The organism is Solibacillus sp. FSL K6-1126 (genome assembly GCF_038003445.1).
Classification (GTDB): domain Bacteria; phylum Bacillota; class Bacilli; order Bacillales_A; family Planococcaceae; genus Solibacillus; species Solibacillus silvestris.
Genome location: NZ_JBBOPD010000001.1, coordinates 969,196 through 988,495, shown reverse-complemented (window position 1 = coordinate 988,495; position 19,300 = coordinate 969,196). Strand labels below are relative to the sequence as shown.

The 19,300-nt window shown below is 36.7% G+C and carries 19 protein-coding genes; 4 read left to right on the top strand and 15 right to left on the bottom strand.

The genetic code is table 11. The features are described from left to right. The first annotated feature begins 40 nt into the window (after window positions 1-40). Window positions 41-1,618 carry a two-component system sensor histidine kinase NtrB gene (locus tag MHH44_RS04705; RefSeq protein WP_340797950.1) on the top strand — a complete coding sequence of 526 codons (1,578 nt, stop codon included), beginning with the start codon at window positions 41-43 and terminating at the stop codon, window positions 1,616-1,618. 46 nt (window positions 1,619-1,664) lie between these two features. Here the strand turns inward: MHH44_RS04705 and MHH44_RS04700 are convergent, their stop codons facing one another. Continuing rightward, on the bottom strand, window positions 1,665-3,053 hold the full coding sequence (locus MHH44_RS04700; protein ID WP_340797949.1) for an aldehyde dehydrogenase: 1,389 nt from the start codon (window positions 3,051-3,053) through the stop codon (window positions 1,665-1,667). A 319-nt stretch (window positions 3,054-3,372) separates the two neighbouring features. Between MHH44_RS04700 and MHH44_RS04695 the strand changes: the two genes are divergently transcribed. Both MHH44_RS04695 and MHH44_RS04690 read left to right on the top strand, forming a co-directional pair. Continuing rightward, window positions 3,373-3,525 carry a hypothetical protein gene (locus tag MHH44_RS04695; RefSeq protein ID WP_008403534.1) on the top strand — a complete coding sequence of 51 codons (153 nt, stop codon included), beginning with the start codon at window positions 3,373-3,375 and terminating at the stop codon, window positions 3,523-3,525. Window positions 3,526-3,774: 249 nt separating this feature from the next. Next, window positions 3,775-4,140, top strand: coding sequence for a hypothetical protein (locus MHH44_RS04690; RefSeq protein WP_340797948.1), 366 nt, complete (start codon window positions 3,775-3,777; stop codon window positions 4,138-4,140). Between the two features lie 133 nt (window positions 4,141-4,273). Here the strand turns inward: MHH44_RS04690 and MHH44_RS04685 are convergent, their stop codons facing one another. The 7 genes from MHH44_RS04685 to MHH44_RS04655 all read right to left on the bottom strand — a co-directional run bounded on the left by MHH44_RS04685 (window position 4,274) and on the right by MHH44_RS04655 (window position 11,356). After that, a complete protein-coding gene (locus MHH44_RS04685; protein ID WP_340797947.1) occupies window positions 4,274-5,098 on the bottom strand; it encodes an EfeM/EfeO family lipoprotein in 825 nt (274 codons plus the stop codon). Between the two features lie 13 nt (window positions 5,099-5,111). Continuing rightward, window positions 5,112-5,795, bottom strand: a complete 684-nt coding sequence (gene srtB / locus MHH44_RS04680) for a class B sortase (protein WP_065216505.1) — start codon at window positions 5,793-5,795, stop codon at window positions 5,112-5,114. Between the two features lies 1 nt (window position 5,796). Then, window positions 5,797-6,567 carry an ABC transporter ATP-binding protein gene (locus MHH44_RS04675; protein ID WP_340797946.1) on the bottom strand — a complete coding sequence of 257 codons (771 nt, stop codon included), beginning with the start codon at window positions 6,565-6,567 and terminating at the stop codon, window positions 5,797-5,799. Window positions 6,568-6,575: 8 nt separating this feature from the next. After that, the gene (locus MHH44_RS04670) at window positions 6,576-7,529 is read right to left on the bottom strand and encodes a FecCD family ABC transporter permease (RefSeq protein ID WP_008403539.1); all 954 of its coding nucleotides are present in this window, start codon (window positions 7,527-7,529) and stop codon (window positions 6,576-6,578) included. Between the two features lie 117 nt (window positions 7,530-7,646). Continuing rightward, window positions 7,647-8,552 (bottom strand): heme ABC transporter substrate-binding protein IsdE, encoded by a 906-nt coding sequence (gene isdE / locus MHH44_RS04665; protein ID WP_014824598.1) that lies wholly within the window; start codon window positions 8,550-8,552, stop codon window positions 7,647-7,649. Window positions 8,553-8,759: 207 nt separating this feature from the next. Then, window positions 8,760-10,559 (bottom strand): S-layer homology domain-containing protein, encoded by a 1,800-nt coding sequence (locus MHH44_RS04660; protein WP_340797945.1) that lies wholly within the window; start codon window positions 10,557-10,559, stop codon window positions 8,760-8,762. A 20-nt stretch (window positions 10,560-10,579) separates the two neighbouring features. Continuing rightward, the gene (locus MHH44_RS04655; RefSeq protein ID WP_008403542.1) at window positions 10,580-11,356 is read right to left on the bottom strand and encodes an NEAT domain-containing protein; all 777 of its coding nucleotides are present in this window, start codon (window positions 11,354-11,356) and stop codon (window positions 10,580-10,582) included. 376 nt (window positions 11,357-11,732) lie between these two features. On the opposite strand from MHH44_RS04655, the gene MHH44_RS04650 reads away from it, so the two are divergent. Further along, the gene (locus MHH44_RS04650) at window positions 11,733-12,371 is read left to right on the top strand and encodes a GntR family transcriptional regulator (protein WP_340797944.1); all 639 of its coding nucleotides are present in this window, start codon (window positions 11,733-11,735) and stop codon (window positions 12,369-12,371) included. 113 nt (window positions 12,372-12,484) lie between these two features. Here MHH44_RS04650 and MHH44_RS04645 read toward each other — a convergent pair whose 3' ends face one another. The 7 genes from MHH44_RS04645 to MHH44_RS04615 all read right to left on the bottom strand — a co-directional run bounded on the left by MHH44_RS04645 (window position 12,485) and on the right by MHH44_RS04615 (window position 19,226). Beyond that, complete coding sequence (locus MHH44_RS04645) at window positions 12,485-13,150, bottom strand: HAD family hydrolase (RefSeq protein WP_340797943.1); 666 nt, start codon at window positions 13,148-13,150, stop codon at window positions 12,485-12,487. Between the two features lie 32 nt (window positions 13,151-13,182). Further along, window positions 13,183-13,824, bottom strand: coding sequence for an NAD(P)H:quinone oxidoreductase type IV (gene wrbA, locus MHH44_RS04640; protein WP_008403545.1), 642 nt, complete (start codon window positions 13,822-13,824; stop codon window positions 13,183-13,185). A 113-nt stretch (window positions 13,825-13,937) separates the two neighbouring features. Further along, window positions 13,938-14,378, bottom strand: coding sequence for a type II 3-dehydroquinate dehydratase (gene aroQ / locus MHH44_RS04635; protein ID WP_087615556.1), 441 nt, complete (start codon window positions 14,376-14,378; stop codon window positions 13,938-13,940). A gap of 120 nt (window positions 14,379-14,498) precedes the next feature. Next, window positions 14,499-15,398 carry a quinate/shikimate dehydrogenase gene (locus MHH44_RS04630; RefSeq protein WP_087615557.1) on the bottom strand — a complete coding sequence of 300 codons (900 nt, stop codon included), beginning with the start codon at window positions 15,396-15,398 and terminating at the stop codon, window positions 14,499-14,501. Between the two features lie 41 nt (window positions 15,399-15,439). Then, the gene (locus MHH44_RS04625) at window positions 15,440-16,648 is read right to left on the bottom strand and encodes an MFS transporter (protein ID WP_340797942.1); all 1,209 of its coding nucleotides are present in this window, start codon (window positions 16,646-16,648) and stop codon (window positions 15,440-15,442) included. A 102-nt stretch (window positions 16,649-16,750) separates the two neighbouring features. Next, window positions 16,751-17,950, bottom strand: a complete 1,200-nt coding sequence (locus MHH44_RS04620; RefSeq protein WP_340797941.1) for an MFS transporter — start codon at window positions 17,948-17,950, stop codon at window positions 16,751-16,753. A gap of 457 nt (window positions 17,951-18,407) precedes the next feature. After that, window positions 18,408-19,226, bottom strand: coding sequence for a thermonuclease family protein (locus tag MHH44_RS04615; RefSeq protein ID WP_340797940.1), 819 nt, complete (start codon window positions 19,224-19,226; stop codon window positions 18,408-18,410). Window positions 19,227-19,300 lie beyond the last annotated feature (74 nt).

Sequence of the window (19,300 nt, the reverse complement as noted above, 5' to 3'; positions counted from 1 at the left end):
CTGTATCATTATAGTTAATATTACTTATCCGAGGTGTTTTATGCAGCAACATGAAATTCTAAATAAGCGAAACCTGCTTATGATTATTACTTTTTTTTTCTCGACGCTTATTTTTACTACTGTCATTGTTACACAGCTGTTCAAGCATCCTTATTCATTTTTAGTTATTAATATTGGAAGTTTCGTTATACTCATTGCTTTGTATTATTTAAAAACGCCTCCAAAAATACTTCAAATTATTTTGATTTGTACATGGCATTTAATCGTATTCCTTTTTAATTATCAAAATGTAAATATAATTTCGTTTTATACTTTTATATGGCTTATAGCGATTTTAACCATTTACCGTTCATATATTATTACTTTAATCAATATTTGCCTTGTATTTATTGAAATTTTTATTTTAGATAAATTATCAATGATTCCCTACCATAGCTTTAAATCAGAAGATCACCTTTTACTTTTCAGTTTTTTAATTACCGTTATCATCATGAGTATTGGTCAAAGTCTTTTTATAAAACAGATTTGGTTAAAGTTAGAAAAAAATGCAATTGACCGGGAGTATTATTTGAATTCCAAGCATGCATATTTACATTTGTTTTTCGAGCAGGCTAATGATGCAATTGCTGTATTTGATTTGGAGGACCGTGTCATTGCGGTCAATCCTGCATTCGAAAAATTGTATGGTTGGTCCAAAGAGGAGGCATTAGGCCGTATTTTACCGCTCATTCCCCCGGAAAGGGTGGAAGAGTCAAAGAAAAGAATAGAAGATTTAAAGCTTGGAAAGAAATATCATCTTCATGAAACGATCGATATGAGAAAAGACGGCACTTTTTTTGATGCACAACTTTCGTTATCGCCTATTTTGAGCCCGCATGGCGAAATTATCGGATCGTCCGTAATTTCACGGGACATTTCCTATATTAAAGAAAATGAAAATCTAATATTGCAATCGGAAAAACTAAAGCTTGTTGGAGAGCTTGCTGCGGGTGTAGCCCATGAAATCCGCAATCCGATGACGGTCATTTCCGGCTATGTACAAATGATGAACGAAGACCCAAACTCACCTTACTATGAGTATACAAAGCTTATTCAAAATGAAACAGAGCGTATCGAATTAATTTTATCGGAGTTTCTTGTATTATCTAAACCTCAAGCAAATCAGTATGCTCCGATTAATTTGGCGGAAGCATTATCGGAAGTCGTCCAGTTTCTTCAATATGAGTTCCAGTCAAAAGCGATTTCCTTGAATATTATTAATGAATTTTTGAACATTACAATTTTAGGTAACAAAAATCAACTGAAGCAAGTTTTCATCAATTTATTTAAAAATGCAATTGAAGCAATTAATGAAGACGGTTCAATTACATTGCAAGTATGCAAAAGTAAGGATGGGAAGGAAATCTATATCCAGATGATTGATACGGGATGCGGTATTCCGCCACATGTACTGGAGCGGATATTTGAACCTTTCTATACGACGAAAACAAAAGGGACCGGGCTCGGCATGATGATTATCAATAAAATTGTGCAAGATCATCAAGGATCCATCCAAATTAAAAGCAAGCAGCATGTCGGTACTGAAATCTTATTAACATTCCCGATCATGACAGAATAATAGAAGAAGGCTTTCCTGATTTTTGCGGGAAAGCCTTCTTCTTATTTTATTTCATTATTGTTCGAACAAGCTTTACTTTTTGTTTATATGGTGGGTATAGCAAACTATTTGCCAGTTTATTAGAACGATGCATAATTGATTTCGGATGTGTGAAGTTTTCGAAACTTGCTTTCCCGTGATATGCCTTCACACCTGAAGGCCCCACTCCGCCAAACGGTAAATGCGTATTGCCAACATGTGTAATGACGTCATTTATACAGCCCCCCCCAAACGGAAGTTCCTCTAAAAAGTACGCGATGGCTTTTTCATTTTCCGAGAACAAATACGCACTTAATGGTTTTGGCAATTGACGAATTTCATGAATTGCTTTTGGTAAATTTTCATACGTCATAATCGGCAAAATCGGTCCAAACAGCTCATCTTCCATCGAAGGTCGATCCCACGTAATACTTTCCAGCACTGTCGGTTCCATATATAAATCCTCACGGTCAGTTCGCCCGCCAAATGTGACAGTATCCCGTTCCTTATCTAAAATCGTCTGTAGACGGTCGAATTGGCGTTCATTAATAATACGCCCGTAGTCCTGACTTTGCTGTGGATCATGACCATAAAATTCTTTGATTGCTTTCTTTAGGAGACGAGTAAATTTTTTCGCAACACTTGTATGGACAAGAACATAATCAGGCGCCACACATGTTTGCCCTGTATTGTTGAATTTCCCCCACACGATTCGCTTCGCTGCTACATCCAAATCTGCTGTTTGGTCGACAATCGCCGGACTTTTTCCACCCAATTCCAACGCAATCGGCGTAAGACGTTCTGATGCCGCTTTTGCAACAACCTTCCCTACCGCGACACTTCCCGTGAAGAAAATATAATCAAAAGATGCATGGATTAAAGCCGTAACTTCATCCTTTTCTCCCTCTACAACACGTACATATTCAGGCTGGAATACTTCTCCGAGAATTTTTTTAACAATAAATGCTGTATGTTCTGCGGATTCCGATGGTTTTACGATCGCCGTATTTCCTCCGATAATCGCTCCGATCAGTGGCTCCATAATTAATTGGAAAGGATAATTGAACGGCCCAATGATTAATGCCACTCCATATGGTTCACGCACAACATAGCTTTTTGCAGGTTGGAAATGAAGCGGTGTTTTGACAGGCTGCGGTTCCATCCAGCTATTTATATTTTTTAAAAAGTAAGAAATACTATCATATACAATACCGATTTCAGTTGTGAATGCTTCAAACTCACTTTTTCTTAAATCCAATGCTAGAGCTTCTATTACTTGTTCTTCGTATTTTTTTATTGTGTCCTTTAATTTTAAGAGCTGTTCTTTACGAAATTCTACATCTTTTGTTGCGCCAGTAAAATAAAAAGCGCGCTGATTCTCAATCATTAGTTCAACATCATTTGCAGTAAAATTCATTTTTTTCATCCTTCCCAAAATTAATATCCGTGACATATACAGAGATTCAGCTTCATTCATCACGACTAAAGAAAATGGCCATTTTTTCTGAATGAAGATAAATGTATGCATAAATTATAGCTGTTCACACATATTAACTATAGTAATAACTACTACAAAGTTAATAAATTTTCCTGCAAATAAAAGGAGGCTTGATGATAAATTTGTCTTAATTTTTAAAGAAAGGTTTATAAATAAAGGCATATGGGAATTTCATAATTAAATAAATAATCGAACATAATAAGTAATGTAAAACAATCGTACAAGGAGGCTATATAAAATGATTATTACTGAAACTTGGTGGGGCGAGATTTTTTCGGGGCCATTATCTATTGGATTAAACGAACAGAAAGTTAAACAACTTGAGGATGAATCATTTTTATACTTTGACGAATTTGTTGCTACAATTCCTAATGAAGAACAAAATACTTAATTTTTAAAAGGACTGTCACAATTGGCAGTCCTTTTTAGTATTTTTTTGTGGCATAATGACTATATAATAGTGATTATTACGCTAGGTTCATAGGAGGTTATCCTTATTTTAAATAAATTACTGAAATTTATGTTAATCGCCTTACTTATTTTTGTTTGCGTCGTTTCAGTACAATATATTATAAAAATGCAGAATTCCGAAGAGGAGGAAACAATCATTGAAGCTAAGGCATCAATGACCCAGGAGCAATTGAAAACTCACACTATGCTTATGATGACAGAAATTGTGCTGAAGCAGTTTGTCGAAAATATAATGCTGAATATCGAAATCGTACCGGTTGACGACAAGCAAAATGTCATCGTCTCATTGCGGGCATCAGAATTTCTTAAAGAAAGTACACTCTTGAAAGATAGCTACAACTTATTAAAAGAAATTCAGCATGTGGAAGAAATAAATGATATTACATTAAAGTGGTTTATGCCTGTAAAGAACAATAATACTGAAATTCTCACTGTCACTTTTGATGACGAGGCGTTGGCTGCTATCAACGAAATTTCGTATAAAGACATTCCTCAAGCAGCCACTCAATATATAAAGCATGAACATTTAGATTAAAGTCCATTTACTAAATAAAAAGCGGTTCAAACTTTACGTGTCGTAGAATTTGAACCGCTTTAATTTATGTCTCAAGATTTATCTGTAACTTGCTTATGCAAATAAAATTTTTTCGTTTATTCATCAGCATCAGCTATTTTATTGATTCATTCATTTGCTGTAATGCCGCTTCCACATTTGTTACCGCTGTAATTAGCTCTTGTTCTTGTTTTGTCGTGAAGAGATTATAGTTTACGTAATCTTCTTTTCCCACTTCGTAGTACGCCACAATTTCGTTTAGTTTTGTAATAGCATTTGATGCAGCTTCGGCGCTTTCAGTAGAAACACGTGGAACAAACACTTCCATTAAATCTTCTGCTGCATCCGTTTGTGCTTTCACTGCATATACTTCATTTCCAGCAATGCTCGGCGAAGTTAATCGGGTATTTTCCATATCCTGAAACATTGTTACTGCTGAAGCAAGTACATTAGTTTCAGAAACGTCAATTGTCGCAAAATCGGCTTGAAGTGACTTCACATCAGCAACAAGTTCCTCAGCAATTCCTTCGTAACCTGCTGTCTTCTTCTCACCAAATAATCCATATGCTATACGCTGAAAACCTGTCGTGTCCGTTTCTTTACCTTCAACAATATCACCGTTTATTTTTTCGTCAAGCTCCTGGAAACTCGGGGCAAGCGGCTGTAATCGTTCATAATACATCGTTACTAGCGGATACAGTTTCTGTGCGTCTTCCAGCTTTCCTTCGTTAATAGCAGTCGCTAAAAGTTCGGTATCTGTTACAAAGCTGTCCATTTCCCCTGCTAAAAGTGATTTGAACTGCTCTGCTTCTGCACTCACATCGATTACTGCTTCCTGCTGTTCCACAGGCTCTGCTTTCTGTTCTTCTTCTTTTTGCCCACATGCTGCCAATACGGAAACAGCAAGTAATGCCGTCATTATTTTTTTACTGTTTTTCATCTTACTTCACCTCTTATTTTTCTAGTTCGACTACTTTTGCATGAACGACGAAACGTTCCTTATCGTTTTGTGATGTCGTGCATGTTGACAATGTAACTATTTTATCAGCAGCCGTTATATGAACCGGCAATTTTATATTGGAACGTTGCTGTATTTTCTCTAAAAACTGCGTATACGTGTTGTCTGTAAATTGTGTTTCAATATAATAAAAGTCGGTTGTCGTTTCATATGCAGCAAACACTTGCAATGCAAAGCGCTTGTCATTCGTTTCATAATAAAATACAGGATGGGCTTCTGCATATACCTGCTCGCTAAACTTAGGCAAATCTCCGAACATCGTACCATTGCGTAAAACATGCCCGTAAAAAATCGTATGACGATCTTCCATTACCTCATTGCGAAAATCGGCAAATATGCTTCCGCCACGACTTTTCTCGTCTAAATAATTATGTTTTAAGTAAAATTCATTATTATCCCTTTGCATAACAGGGTTATTAAGACGGGTATTTTCCAATGTGAGCCAGCCGATGATATGATCGTTTTGCTGTTGAATTGCGGCAAGCTCACTTTGTTCGACAATTTGCCGCGCATCTTCCAGCTTGTTTTCCACTTCCTGATAGCTGAAAAAATACCGGATAATAATCGCCGCGCAAATAATCATAACAATGCCGCTTACAATTTGAATAATTTTACGCATTTTAAATACTTAACGGCATCATATATAACCCGAGCTGCTCATCTTCATGAAACACGGAATTGACCCCGTATACTTCCTTAATTACTTCTTTTGTAATAACATCGCGCGGTGCACCTTCAGCAATGATTTTACCGGCTTTCATCAAAATAATGTGGTCACTATAGCGGATTGCCTGATTAATGTCGTGGAGTACCATGACTATCGTCAAGCCATACTGTTCATTCAGTTGCTTAACGAGCTCCAGCAGTTCCAGCTGATAGTATATATCCAAATACGTTGTCGGCTCGTCCAGGCACAATATTTCCGATTTTTGTGCAAGTGCCATTGCAATCCATACACGCTGCCGTTCTCCGCCGGAAAGTGCGGACAAATCATTTTGCCGTTTTTCAAGCAGATTCGTACATGTAAGCGCCCATGTAACGGCCTCCTCATCTTCTTCAGCTCGCTTCTTGAATAATGAAGTATGCGGCATCCGACCGTACATAACAAGCTTCTCCACCGTCAAATCTGAAGGAATATCGTTTTGCTGATAGACAATCGCCAATTTCTTTGCAAACTCTTTCGACTTATATTCCACTAAATCCCGATTTTCGAGCGTTGCCTGACCTTCAAGCGGTTTTTTGTTCCGTGACATAACACTTAGCAATGTGGATTTCCCGCACCCATTCGGCCCTATGATTGTCGTCACTTTCCCTTTTGGAATGGCGGTCGATACTGCATTTAAATGGCGGGTCGCCCCATCATGGGAAACGACTACTTGTTTAATTTCCATATTGGTTGTCACTCTTTTCTAAGTAGGAATATGAGGAAAGGTCCTCCGATAATGGCCATAATCGTTGATGCCGGTACTTCCATCGGGCTGAACATTGTACGACCAAGGGTATCTGCCAACAAAATAATAAATGCACCGAGCAGTGCCGTAAATGGAATCAACACTTTATGATCATAACCAACAAGTCGACGCGCAATATGCGGCACTAAAATTCCAACAAATGAAATGACTCCTGCCACCACGACGGATGCTGCAGCTAGCAGCACGGCTACCGCTGCAATAAGGATGCGTGCACCTGTAACATTAAAACCGACACTTTTGGCAGTTTTATCGGATAACACGAGCACATTGCAGGAAGCGTATAAAATAAAAGCAAGAAGTAAACCGATTGAGCCATATGTAACAATTAACGATACATCATCCCATGTTTTTAAGGACAGGTTCGATGTAATTGCGCCTGTTGCCGATGCGCCAAAACTGATCATCGCTTCCGTTAGTCCCGAGAACATCGCATTGATTGCAATCCCGACTAAAATTAACTTTAATGGATTCAGCCCTGACTTCCAGGAAAGCAGGAAAACGAAGAAACATGCAAGTGCACCCCCGATAAATGCTGCAATCGGGGTGAAGAAGAATAATGTCGGTACAAAGCTTACGATAAATAATTTTGTAAATGCAGCTCCCGCGGATATTCCGATAAATCCGGCATCTGCCAATGGATTTCGCATAATTGCCTGCAATAGTACACCGGCAACCGATAAAGCAGCTCCGGCAAAGATCGCAACAATGATTCTTGGAAAACGCAAATCCTTAATCGCAGCCATATCCGCATTATCGGCATTGAAGAAATTCGTTATAAAGTCGATAAATGACATCTGTATACTGCCTGTTGTCGCTGCATAAATAATTGTCATAACAAGCAATACAGTGACAGCGATAAAGCTTATAATTTTTTTTGTCACAGAAAACATCCTTTATATGATGAAAAGCAAAACCTCCCTCAAGACTTTGCTTTTCCAACATTATTATTGAGATAGTGAAACTTCAATCAGTGGAGCAAATAATTTACTACCCGTTAATTAGGGATAAAATATTTCTACTAACTGATTGAGTGCTTCCGGTACATTCAATGCTGCTGTCGTACCAAATAGTTCTTCCTCTAAATCATATACTTGTCCATTTTTCACGGCATTAAAATGTTTCCAAACATCATTTTTTGCAAATTCCTCGTCAAACATTTTAATTACCTCATCCGGCATACCGTGCGATAAACGTAAAATGATATCAGGGTTCGATGAATATAAATGCTCTGTATTGGATGGCAAATATTCAGCATCCTGTCCAGCCATGACATTCTCCCCGCCTGCAAGACGTACTAAATCTCCCGCATAGGAATTTTCGGTCGCCACTAAATAACTGCCTGGTACACCTAGTAAAATGAGTACCCTCGGCTTCTCTTCATTATTTGCTGCAACCTCTACCGCATCAATTTCAGCCTGTAGCTCATCATTTAAAGCCTTTGCCTCGTCCACACGGCTGTAACGTTCGCCAAGTGCTGTAATTTCACCCATCATTGATTCAATACTTGTTAAATCAACAAAATCGACCGGAATTTTCAATTGTTCAAATTTATCCTTTAAATCGTATTCCAATGTTGAAACAGACAATACTTCAGTTGGATTGAGCGATTTGATTATTTCCGCATCCGGATCCATTGCATTCCCGATATTCGGCAGATCATCAAAACGAGCAGGCAAATCCTTTACCGTATCCGGAATTGCGACAGCATCAAGATTAAGTCTATCTAATATTTGTGCAATAACAACCGTTCCCGCAATAATGCGATGCTCCTCTTCAACTGCCGAAGCCTGTTCTGATGAAGTATTGTCATCGCCGGTATTGGATGACTCTGCTTTCTGTTCACTATTTCCGCATCCCGCAAGTACCGCGATACTCAGCGTGAGACCGATTAACCACTTCTTCATTTCCTTTTCCTCCTAGCTGTTTAAACTGAAGTAAAATTTCATCACATCCAGGATGGAAGTTTAGTTCAATTTAAGCGTAGCATCTCCACTTTCCTTACTTAAAAATAAGATTGGGGCTGTATTAAAAGCCGCAGCTTTCAACACAACCCTACCTAAACTCATATTAGCTAACGGCTATTTGTAATAAGCCATTTACGTTTCATTGAATTATTTCTTTAGACCATCAACAACTGTTAACGTATTGTTTAAGATTTTTGCCATTTGAGAGCGTGTTAATTTGTTTTCCGGATTGAATTTCCCTTCAAAACCAGAGATAATACCTAATTTATTTAATTCAGAAATTGCTTTTGATGCTTCAACTTCTTTTGGCATATCAGAGAATTTTGCTGCTTCTCCAGATGCTTTATAGCCGTTTTTCTCTAATAGACGGTAAATCATTAACGCCGCTTGTTTACGAGTTATATCTTGTCCAGGTGCAAATGTAGTAGCTGTTTTACCGTTAATAATACCGTAACCGTTTAATGCATTGATTGCTGTTTTTGTTTCAGCATCATATTTTGCGATATCAGAGAAATTCGCTTTTGCTGGTACATCCAATTTTAATGCACGGTTTAGCATTAATGCGAATTGAGAGCGTTTCAAGTTGTTTCCAGGGTTGAACTTGTCTGCAGCTTTGAAAATCCCTTTGTTATAAAGGTTAATGATTGCATCTTTGTTACCGTTGTTTGCGATATCTTTAAATGGAACAGTTGTTGAGATCTTATCGCTAAACTTCATTTGGAAGTCATGTGCAGTTTCATATAATACATTCCCATTAAGAACTACTTTTAAATCTGCTGTTGCTGTATAGATTTTTTCTAAATCTTTAACTGATAACGTGTAGATTTTTACTGTATTATTGCCAACTTTTTCTTCTGACTTTAATGCAACTGTTGCGCCCTCAACATCGAAGCCTAATAAGTGTTGACCTTCAGGGAATGTTAATTCTACATCATAGCCACCTTCAGTTGTTGTCACTGTTACCTCATCGTCTAAATATTTATTGTGCATAATAGACAATTCCTGAGATCCGTTCTTTAATGCTGTAACATCCATTTTTACAGATTCAACAGGCGCAGGTTTTACTTCAGCTTTTGGTAACTCCAGGTCAGCTGTTTCGATAGCGAAACCAAAGTCATACCATTTATCCATCTTCGCTGCAGGAACAACAACATGTACACCTGCTTCATGTAATTCACTAATTGAAGGAATTTCTACTGTATAAACGCCATCTTTTTCAGTTGCTTCTTTACCCGCAATTTTAAATCCAGCTACCATTTCTTTTGAAGTTGCCGCTACAGATACTTCTACAGAATATTTACCGTCTTTTACGATTAATTTCGCTTTAGGTGTGAAGTGGTTTGTAATTGCTTTGTAGTTACCTACTTTTTCTGAATTATATGCATCCCAAACAATATCGTAAGTACCATCCGCTACTGAATCGAAAGTTTTGCCTGGTGTATAAACTTTCTCTTCTTTCACTTCTTCAACCGGCTTTGTTGTTTCCGTTACTTCTTTAATTGATTTTGCATCAGGTGTTAATGTAACTTTATAATCAACTGGATCTTTGCCAACGAAAGGAATTGTCATATTAAGAGTAGCTTCTACAGGAGCATAATCTGCAGTTACTGGAATATTGATGTGCTTTTTCCCGTTATATTCAGCCATTGCAGGTTGTCCTGCTACTGTTACGCTATTTACCATTGCTAATACCGCATCTGATAATTCAATATTGATAAATTGCTGACCATTACGTTCAACTAACTTGCCTGTAGTTGGAATAAAACCTTTTAGTGCTTCATCCGCGTCAACTTTAAAGTCAATTGTTTTTGATGCTGTCGATGTTGCTGCATCCGTTGCCTTTGTTTCTGTAGTCGTGTCAGCAGATACTGCCATTGCTGGTACGATTGCTGATGTAGCAAGCAATGATGCTAATACTGCTTTAGTTGCTTTTGATTTGTTAGCCATTCTTTATTTCCCCTGTCTGTTTATATAGTTTTTGTTTTCTTTGTGCGAATGAATACAACGGCTGCTATGATAAATAAAATAACTGCCATTAACGGTAATTCATCGCTCGTCTCTGGATTTTCTACTACCTCAGAATCTTCAGCTTGCTTCGTTTCAGATGCAATTTCTTCATCTGATTTTGTAGAATCATCTGTCTCTGTAGTTTCTGTTGTCGCTTGCTGTTCGGATGAATCTGTATTCTGCTTTTCAGTTGATGGTGCTGGTGTATTTGAAGAAGTATTACTTCCTGACGACTTTGTCGGTGTTTCCTTAGGTGCTGGAGTTGTTTTTGCAGGTTCCTGCTTTACCGTTTCTTTAGGTTCCTCGATTTTTGCTTCAGGTAACCCCCCGCTATTAAATACAAAATCTACGCTATAGCTATGATGGTAATCGATATCATCAATGTCGATTTTCATCGCTACTGTCACTAAATTTGCATTGGAAACAGAAAATTGCACTGTACGGTGGTCTGAGGATTCATTTGAGCTGATTACTTTCGCTCCGCCTGGAGGATTAAACTGTGTCACCCAACTGCTGTTTTTAATCGTAATCTGCATTGTCATTTTTCCGTTGTTTACGATTAACTTGGCTGGCTTTAAAAAATAGTCATTTGCCATTGAAGCCGAATTGCTCCCGGGTTTATTTACTTGATAACTAACATCATATGTACCATCAGCAATTGCTGCAGATGAATTATTCGGTAAAGTAAACGCTACCAAAAAAAGAGCAGCAAAAAATATGAAGAAACCTTTTCTCACACTATTTCTCCTCCTTTTCTATATAATATCAAAGTTTCTAATAGAGAATATTTCTCAATTCCACTATATAGCATGCCATAAAAATGGTTGATTCTCAAATGGCAACATTCCCCTTTTCCATTAAATTTCGGCCAATCCTTTAAAAATTCATGAATTTGTCGCAATTACAGCTTGACTCTTTTTCATAGAAGTTCAGTTATTTACAGAAAAGGGGAATAATCTACAAGTACTCGTATTTTCCGACCTATCGATTACTTATTTTTATACTAAAAAGTTGTTTATGAGGAATACTAGGAAGGTTGGAGTCTTCTTCAAAAAATTAGTTAAATAAAGTATAATAGGGAGTATAATTAAAATAATTTCTAGGGGTTACGTTATGATTTTAGATAAAAAGAATGCACAAAAATTTGCTTATGAATATATACGAGAACGAATTTTAAACGGGACCTATAGTGGTGGCATGAAACTTGTGGAAGAACGCCTGGCAGATGAAATTGGCGTTAGTCGAACACCGATTCGGGAAGCAATTAAAACACTTGAACAGGAAGGTTTGATTAAAAAAAAGCAAGTTGTTAATCCGACTGTTCAAGATTTAATATACCTATATGACATACGTATATTACTTGAAGGTTTTTCCGCAAAAAGAGCAGCAAAGTATATGACTCCAGATAAGATTAAAGAGCTTGAAAGTACTATCACGAAATCCCGCAGTTCATTTCTCGAAGGGCAGTCAAAAGAAATGTACAATTCTAACCAGCATTTTCACGAATTAATTATTAATGAATGCCAAAACCCGCTGATTATTGAAAAATTAGAAGAAGCTCGTACGATTTTTCACTTGTTTAGTTTAAGGTTCGATCTATATAGTCGACCGAATATTATTGAAGAGCATGAAGAAATTTACAATGCAATTAAAGACAAAAATGAAGAACTTGCCGGCGAACTGATGGCCAACCATTTACAAAAAGATATGAATTTTACACTGGAATATATCGGTAGACGAGGTCAATATTAAGTTCAATTATATAATTGATGTCCGAACATAAACTTTTGGAATCGTCTATTCCATAACATATAAAAAGGCACTAATTCTTCCAACCGGGAATTAGTGCTAAAATGTTATGGGATTCAATTGTTTTCAATCGTTCTTACTACATCTAATACTTCATCGAACTGATTAATTACATAATCAGCTTTTGAATCTTCTTTGTAAGACGGATCTTTTATCCATACGCTAATCATCCCAACGTCATTTGAAGCTTGAACATCATTTATTAAATGATCACCAACGTAAATTGCTTCATTTGGAAGTACATTCAGTATATCCAATGCATAATTGAATATATTTGCATCGGGTTTTCTCATCCCTACTTCATCCGATACAACGATGCAGTCAAATAGCGAATCAATACCAAGCTTAATAACATTATTACGCTGATAACCAACACGGCCGTTAGTTACTAGACCTAAGAGGTATCCTTGTTCCTTTAGTTTTTTTAAAACCATCTCGATATCCGGAAAACCAACTGCGAATTTTTGGAAGTTATCTTCATACTCTTTTACGAGCTCTTCCATTGAATAGGGTAAGTTCCATTCTTTTATTAATGTTGAATAGACAACATCTTTCCAAACATATCCCTGTGCATCGAGTTCAATGAATCGATCAATGAAGGGCTGCTTCTGAATATTTTCTAATTGAAACAAACGCTCATACTGCTCATGAATATAGTTATTTAACGCTGTATCCCGATCCATTATTGTTCGATCGAAGTCAAATAAAATTGCTTTTATCATATTATCTAGTTTCTCCTTTTAAGTAGGAAATCTTAATCTTGTATTCCTGCTTTAATCCAACTGCCTACTTGAATCGTTCTCCGTGCTTGATATTCAACTGCTGCTTTTGCATCCTCAATGATCTGGCCATCTTTTCCTACCGTTACACTTGTACCGAACGGATTACCACCTGCCGTAAAAACACTTGGATCCGTATAACCTGGAGTTGCTACAATTACACCCCAGTGATACATTGTTGTGTAAATTTGCAATAATGTTTGTTCCTGACCACCATGCACATTTTGTGCAGAAGTCATTGCACTTGCTACTTTGTTAGCCAATTTCCCATTGTACCAAAGCCCGCCTGCTGTATCGATAAATTGTTTAACTTGACCCGGCACATTTCCAAAACGTGTAGGGATGCTAAATATAAATGCATCTGCCCATACTAAGTCGCTTAATTGTACTTCTGGCACATCTTTCGATTTTTCCATAAACGCTTTCCATGCCGGATTTGAATTAATTGCTTCTTGTGGAGCTGTTTCCTGAATTCTTAATAATTTCACATCTGCACCGGCTTCAATTGCAGCAGCTTCGGCCCACTTCGCCATTTGATAATTAGTCCCTGTTGAACTGTAATAAATAATAGCAAGTTTCACTGGATTTTCTTCCTTTACTTTTCCTTTAAAAAACATATATTACTTCCCTCCAATCCAACAATAAGCGACTTCTAATCAAAGAAATCGCTTATTAATCTACCCTATTTAGTTAAGTACAACCAACATTATGAATTAAAATATATAAATAATTATTTTCTTATTGCTTGTACTGCCGCCCGAATTCCTAATAAGTAGCTCTCTTCACCAAAACCGGAAATTTGACCTGTCACAATATCAGCGAATACTGATTTTTCACGGAAGCTCTCACGTGCATGAATATTTGACATGTGCATTTCAACGATTGGGCCTGTAAAAATAGCTAAAGCATCTCGAATTGCATAGCTATAGTGAGTCCATGCACCTGCATTCAGAACAATGCCGTCAACACCTGCCAGGAACGCTTCGTGAATTTTTTCTACGAATTCACCTTCATGATTCGTTTGAAAAGTTTCTACTTCTACATTTAATTCTTTTGCCAGTTCTTGAATGTTGTTGTTAATTTGATCTAAAGTAATTGTGCCATAATGTTCAGGATCACGTTTACCGAACATGTTGTGGTTAACACCATGTAACATTAATATTTTTGTCATCATCCATACTCCTTAAAATAAATTGTTATATAGAATATAGTGTTTTAGTATTTGTAAACATTTCATTATCCATACCGTATATAAAGGAGCGTGTGATATGAATATATAATAATATTGAAATTATTTATGTTCACCAAACATAATTTCTTTAATTTCCTCAATTGGCATATCTTCGCCAGTGAATAATTTAAAGCCTAAAGCACCTTGCCATAACATCATACCAAGACCGTTGATTACTGTACAACCTGCCTCTTCAGCTTGAGTTAATAATTTTGATTTTTGCGGGTTATAAACTACGTCAGTCACAACTAAATCTTTACGTAACACATCTAACGTTTCATCCACAATCGATAAATGATCAAGCGGTTTCATACCAAGGCTTGTACCGTTCGCTAAAATAGCAGATTCAGCAACTTCACGACGGAATGCTTCTTTATCTTCCAATGGGAAAATGTTCGCTTTTACGCCAAACTCTTTCATTTCATTGTTAATGTAGTTCACATTTTCTTCTGCTTGTCCGAAGAATTGGTCGTTACGTGCGAAAATTGAAATTTCACGGATACCTGATTGAGCAAATTGAATAGCGATAGGAGTTGCAGCGCCACCAGAACCCACAAGGGTAACTTTTTGACCTTTAAGCTCTACACCATGCTCGATTAAGTTGCGGATATAACCAAGACCGTCCGTGTTGTAACCGATTAATTTACCATCGCGGTTAACTACAGTGTTAGATGCACGAGAATATTTAGCTGAATCATCTAATTCATCTAGATAATCAAGAACTTTCATTTTGTTAGGCATCGATACGTTGAAGCCTGCTACACCTGCCGCTTTGAAACCTTTAACTGTTTCTTCTAATTCTTCGTTCCCTACTTCAAATGCAAGGTAAGCATAGTTTAAACCTTTTAATGAATAACCTAAGTTATGCATACGTGGTGATAGGCTATGGCCAATCGGTGTTGCAAGTAATCCTACTAATTTTGTTTTACCGTCGATTTTTTTCTCATTTACATTTGTCATTCGAAACGCTCCTTTTATTGTATAAATTCAGATGCTTTATTTCACTGTTGCTTTGTCTGTTTACCAAAGACTTTATTTAAACGACTTAGTACATAAACCGCTAAAATAACACTAATTACAGCAATCACAATATCAAAGACAAGTGTCATCGAAATACCAACTGAGTCTACAAGTGCACTAGTAATAATTGGTACTAAAATGAATGCTGAACTTGCAGCGATATTAACGTACGCTGAGAACGTTGCTTTATTTTTGGGGAAAAGCTTCATCATAACACTTAACGCTAATTGGAAAATACCCGATGTGAATAGACCAAGTAGGAATGTACTTACTAATACAAGACCGTATGATTCCACAACAAATAGTGAAAGCATCGCTACGATAGCGCCAATTGGATAAATAATCGCGACCATAATTGGTGAAATATATTTATCTAACACAACTGCAAGCAATAATACCGATACAAGTGCGCCGATACTGAAGTAAGACAGTAATTGAACTGCCTGGCTGGACTCTAAACCAATGAAATCTGTACCCAGTTTAGGTAACCATGTTTGCCAAACAACGAATAACGCCGTTGAAGTGAAACCAATTAAAATAATGGCTAAACCTTCACCAAAGATTTTTGGCTCTTGTTTAAAGTTTGTTTCAACTGTTTCTTCACCTTTTTCATCTTTAGCTGGTGCAGCTTTATGATCAGGGAATGGCATGAACATTAAGTAAATACCGCTAACTAAATATAGAGCACCTAGGCCAAAGAATGCCCAGCCCCAGAAAATATCATTAGCAATTAATACAGCTAAAATAAATGGTAATAATGTAGCACCGATTGAAACAGATGCTTTTACTAAAACGTTAGCTGAACTTGCTTTTTTCGGGAAGGATTCTGTCAACGCAGGATATGTCCCTGAATCAAGTAGTGAGTTCGCAATACCTGCAGAAATTGCAAAAATGAATGCGATTACATAACTTGTCGTTGTTGGAATACCAATTAAGAATACTAAATATAGGAAACAAGCCGTGATAATAACTGGCTTACGACCTAAGCCATCCGAAAGACGTCCTACGAAGAATAATGCCCCTAATTTACCGATACCAATAGCTGATACAAGTAAACTGATTTGTGCAATCGTTACGCCATATCGATCAGATAAGTTGTCCATGTTTGAAGCGATAATAATATTAATCATCCCAAGCATGAAATAGTTAAGATACATCCCAAGAGATGTTTTAAGAAACGGGTTTTTCATGTTTTCACTCCTCAATATTTGTGCTGGATCTAATATATTCCTAATTCATATATCTCGAATACGAGAGATTTTAGAGTGTTCTCCTCGTATTTCAAGAAGAATCTAATGCACAACTTTAATTTTTTTGTATTTTATAAAAATGTAGGTAGCAAGCAAAATACTCACTAGAGCGAGAGCGAAATCAAATACAAATACAGATGTAATATTAACGTACTCTCTTAATAATCCTGTTCCGTAGGGAATCACCATAAAAGCTACACTTGCTGCTGCACTGACGTACGCCACACTTGTTCCTTTGTTTTCAGGGAATAGCTCAACCATAACAGTCATTGCTAGTTGGAATATTCCAGACATAAATAAACCTAAGAAGAAGATTAGAAAAGCGGTTAAACCTTGAGTCGAATTTGTTAAAAAGAGAACTAGAAAAACTGCTGCCATAAACGGATATATGATCATCGCTGTAACCGGTTTAATCCAACGGTTAAGAAAAACAGTTAATAGGATTACGGATAGTAAGCCGCCAGCACTAAAAAAACTTATCAGACTCACTGCTTCAATCTCTCCATAACCTAGGACTTCTATGGCATAAGTTGGCATCCAAGTTTGTACAATCATTGAAAGAGATATAGAGGTAAAGCCAAATAAAATCAAGGCTGCTCCTTCTTTCATGAATTTCGGCTTAATAGAAAATTGTACTTTCACTGCAGAATAATCGACCAAATAATGATCGTATTCATCTTCTTTATTTTTTGGAAATGCAGATTTAAGAACAATAAATGCCACACCTAAAAATAATGCTGCTGGTACAAAGAATGCGTATCCAAAAAATAAATCCTTTGCAATAAATAAGGCAATCATCATAGGGAGAAGTATTGCGCCTATTGATACAAAGGCTTTGATTAATACAGTAGCGCTACCTGCCCGCTTAGGAAAAGCCTCATTTAATGCCGGATATGATCCCGAGTCTAATAATGAGTTACATGTCCCTGCGATAAATGCAAGCCCTATTGCAATAGAAAATGAATTTGTAAGGGGCATTCCAACTAAAAAAACAACGTAAAGAACCGCTGCAACCAGTATTAATGGTTTTCTCCCGTAGCGATCAGAAAGTTTCCCTGAAATATTGACAGTTAATAGATGTCCAATACCAATTACGGAAATTAGTAAACTAATATCTGTCCGGTCAACATGCATTTGTTCAGTTAGAAAGCCCATATTAGATGCTAGAATAATATTCACCATTCCAAGTAATAAATAGCTCATGTAAATGCCTGTACCCATTTTTAAATATGGATTTTTCATCTTTTACCTCTCTTACATATTTTCAGGATATTTATTAAAAAGTCGCTGCTAATAGAGTGATTGAAATCATCCCCAGTATTTACCTGAATATGAAAAGTTAATCTTACTAATCGGCTTCTCTTTATTATTTTATTTCTTATAGATTTTATACTTTTGATTCGAATAGCTATTACCAACCAGCTTCCTCTGGAACAACTTCATATTATCACTTTGTATACATTTTTGTCAATTTTGTATACAAAATAAGATAATTCTGTTTTTTTCCTATCTATACTGCCCTTTATAATATAAAAAAGTCCCGAATATTAATGTAAATCTAGTAGTAGTAATTGATGGGGCGTGTATATGTTCCACTTTATAAACTTCATGCTCAAACACGAAAAGCGCCCCCCCTTTTCAGGGAAGCGCTTTTCACATATTCTGCGACTATTTAATTTAACCTTAACTTTGCAGCATTTTACTGCTTTGCCGGTACAAACCCTGCATCCTTGGCATCTTCTTCTGTACAGAACATTTCCTCTGCTACAGTATTCTCAAAATCACGCTGTCCTGGCATATGGTAAATCTTATTACCTTTGGAATTTATATTTCCTTTAATTTCACAACTTGTGTCATTTTCTGGCATGTTCAATCTATCTTCATCTACAGTAGATTTTTTTTCATCGTTTACCGCAGCATAATATACCTCTTTATCGTAGCCTCGATTCGTTACATAATCCTCAACAGACCAAATGCCGATTGCATTATGTTGGGCTGTTTTTTGAATGGATTTAAACCAGTCGACATGTTTCGTATTTGGATCATAAATATAAGCTACCCTTACAAGTCCGTTTTCTAATAATTGTTCTTGAACGCTAATGCCATCTTTCGTATAAATATAGGCTAGCAAACGTTTGTATTTATCCCGGTACGTTACATCAAATTCGACATAAACAGAATCTTGTCCAGCTAATAACTGCTTTAGAAACTCTTTTGCTTCAGGTCCAAACGGTTGTTCACCTAATGTTTCATGATTTGTTTCCGGGGCGTCTATAAGAAGCAGACGTACTTTTTCTGAACTGCCGTTATATTTAATCCGTATTGTATCACCGTCAATGATGTCCTGCAGTTCGTACTCTTCGAAATCGCTTATATCATATTTTGTTGCAGTCTCTTTCGAAGAAGCTGCAATTCCTTGAATTGTATTGGTTTCACTAGTAGTAGCTGTATTCGTTTCCTCTGTACATCCACTTACTAGTAGTGCAGAAAAAAACAAAGCCATAATTATCTTTTTCAAATCTCTATCCTGCTTTCTTAACCTGCTATAAAATAAACTACGGCGGTTCAATTCATACTGTAGTCTTAACTAAA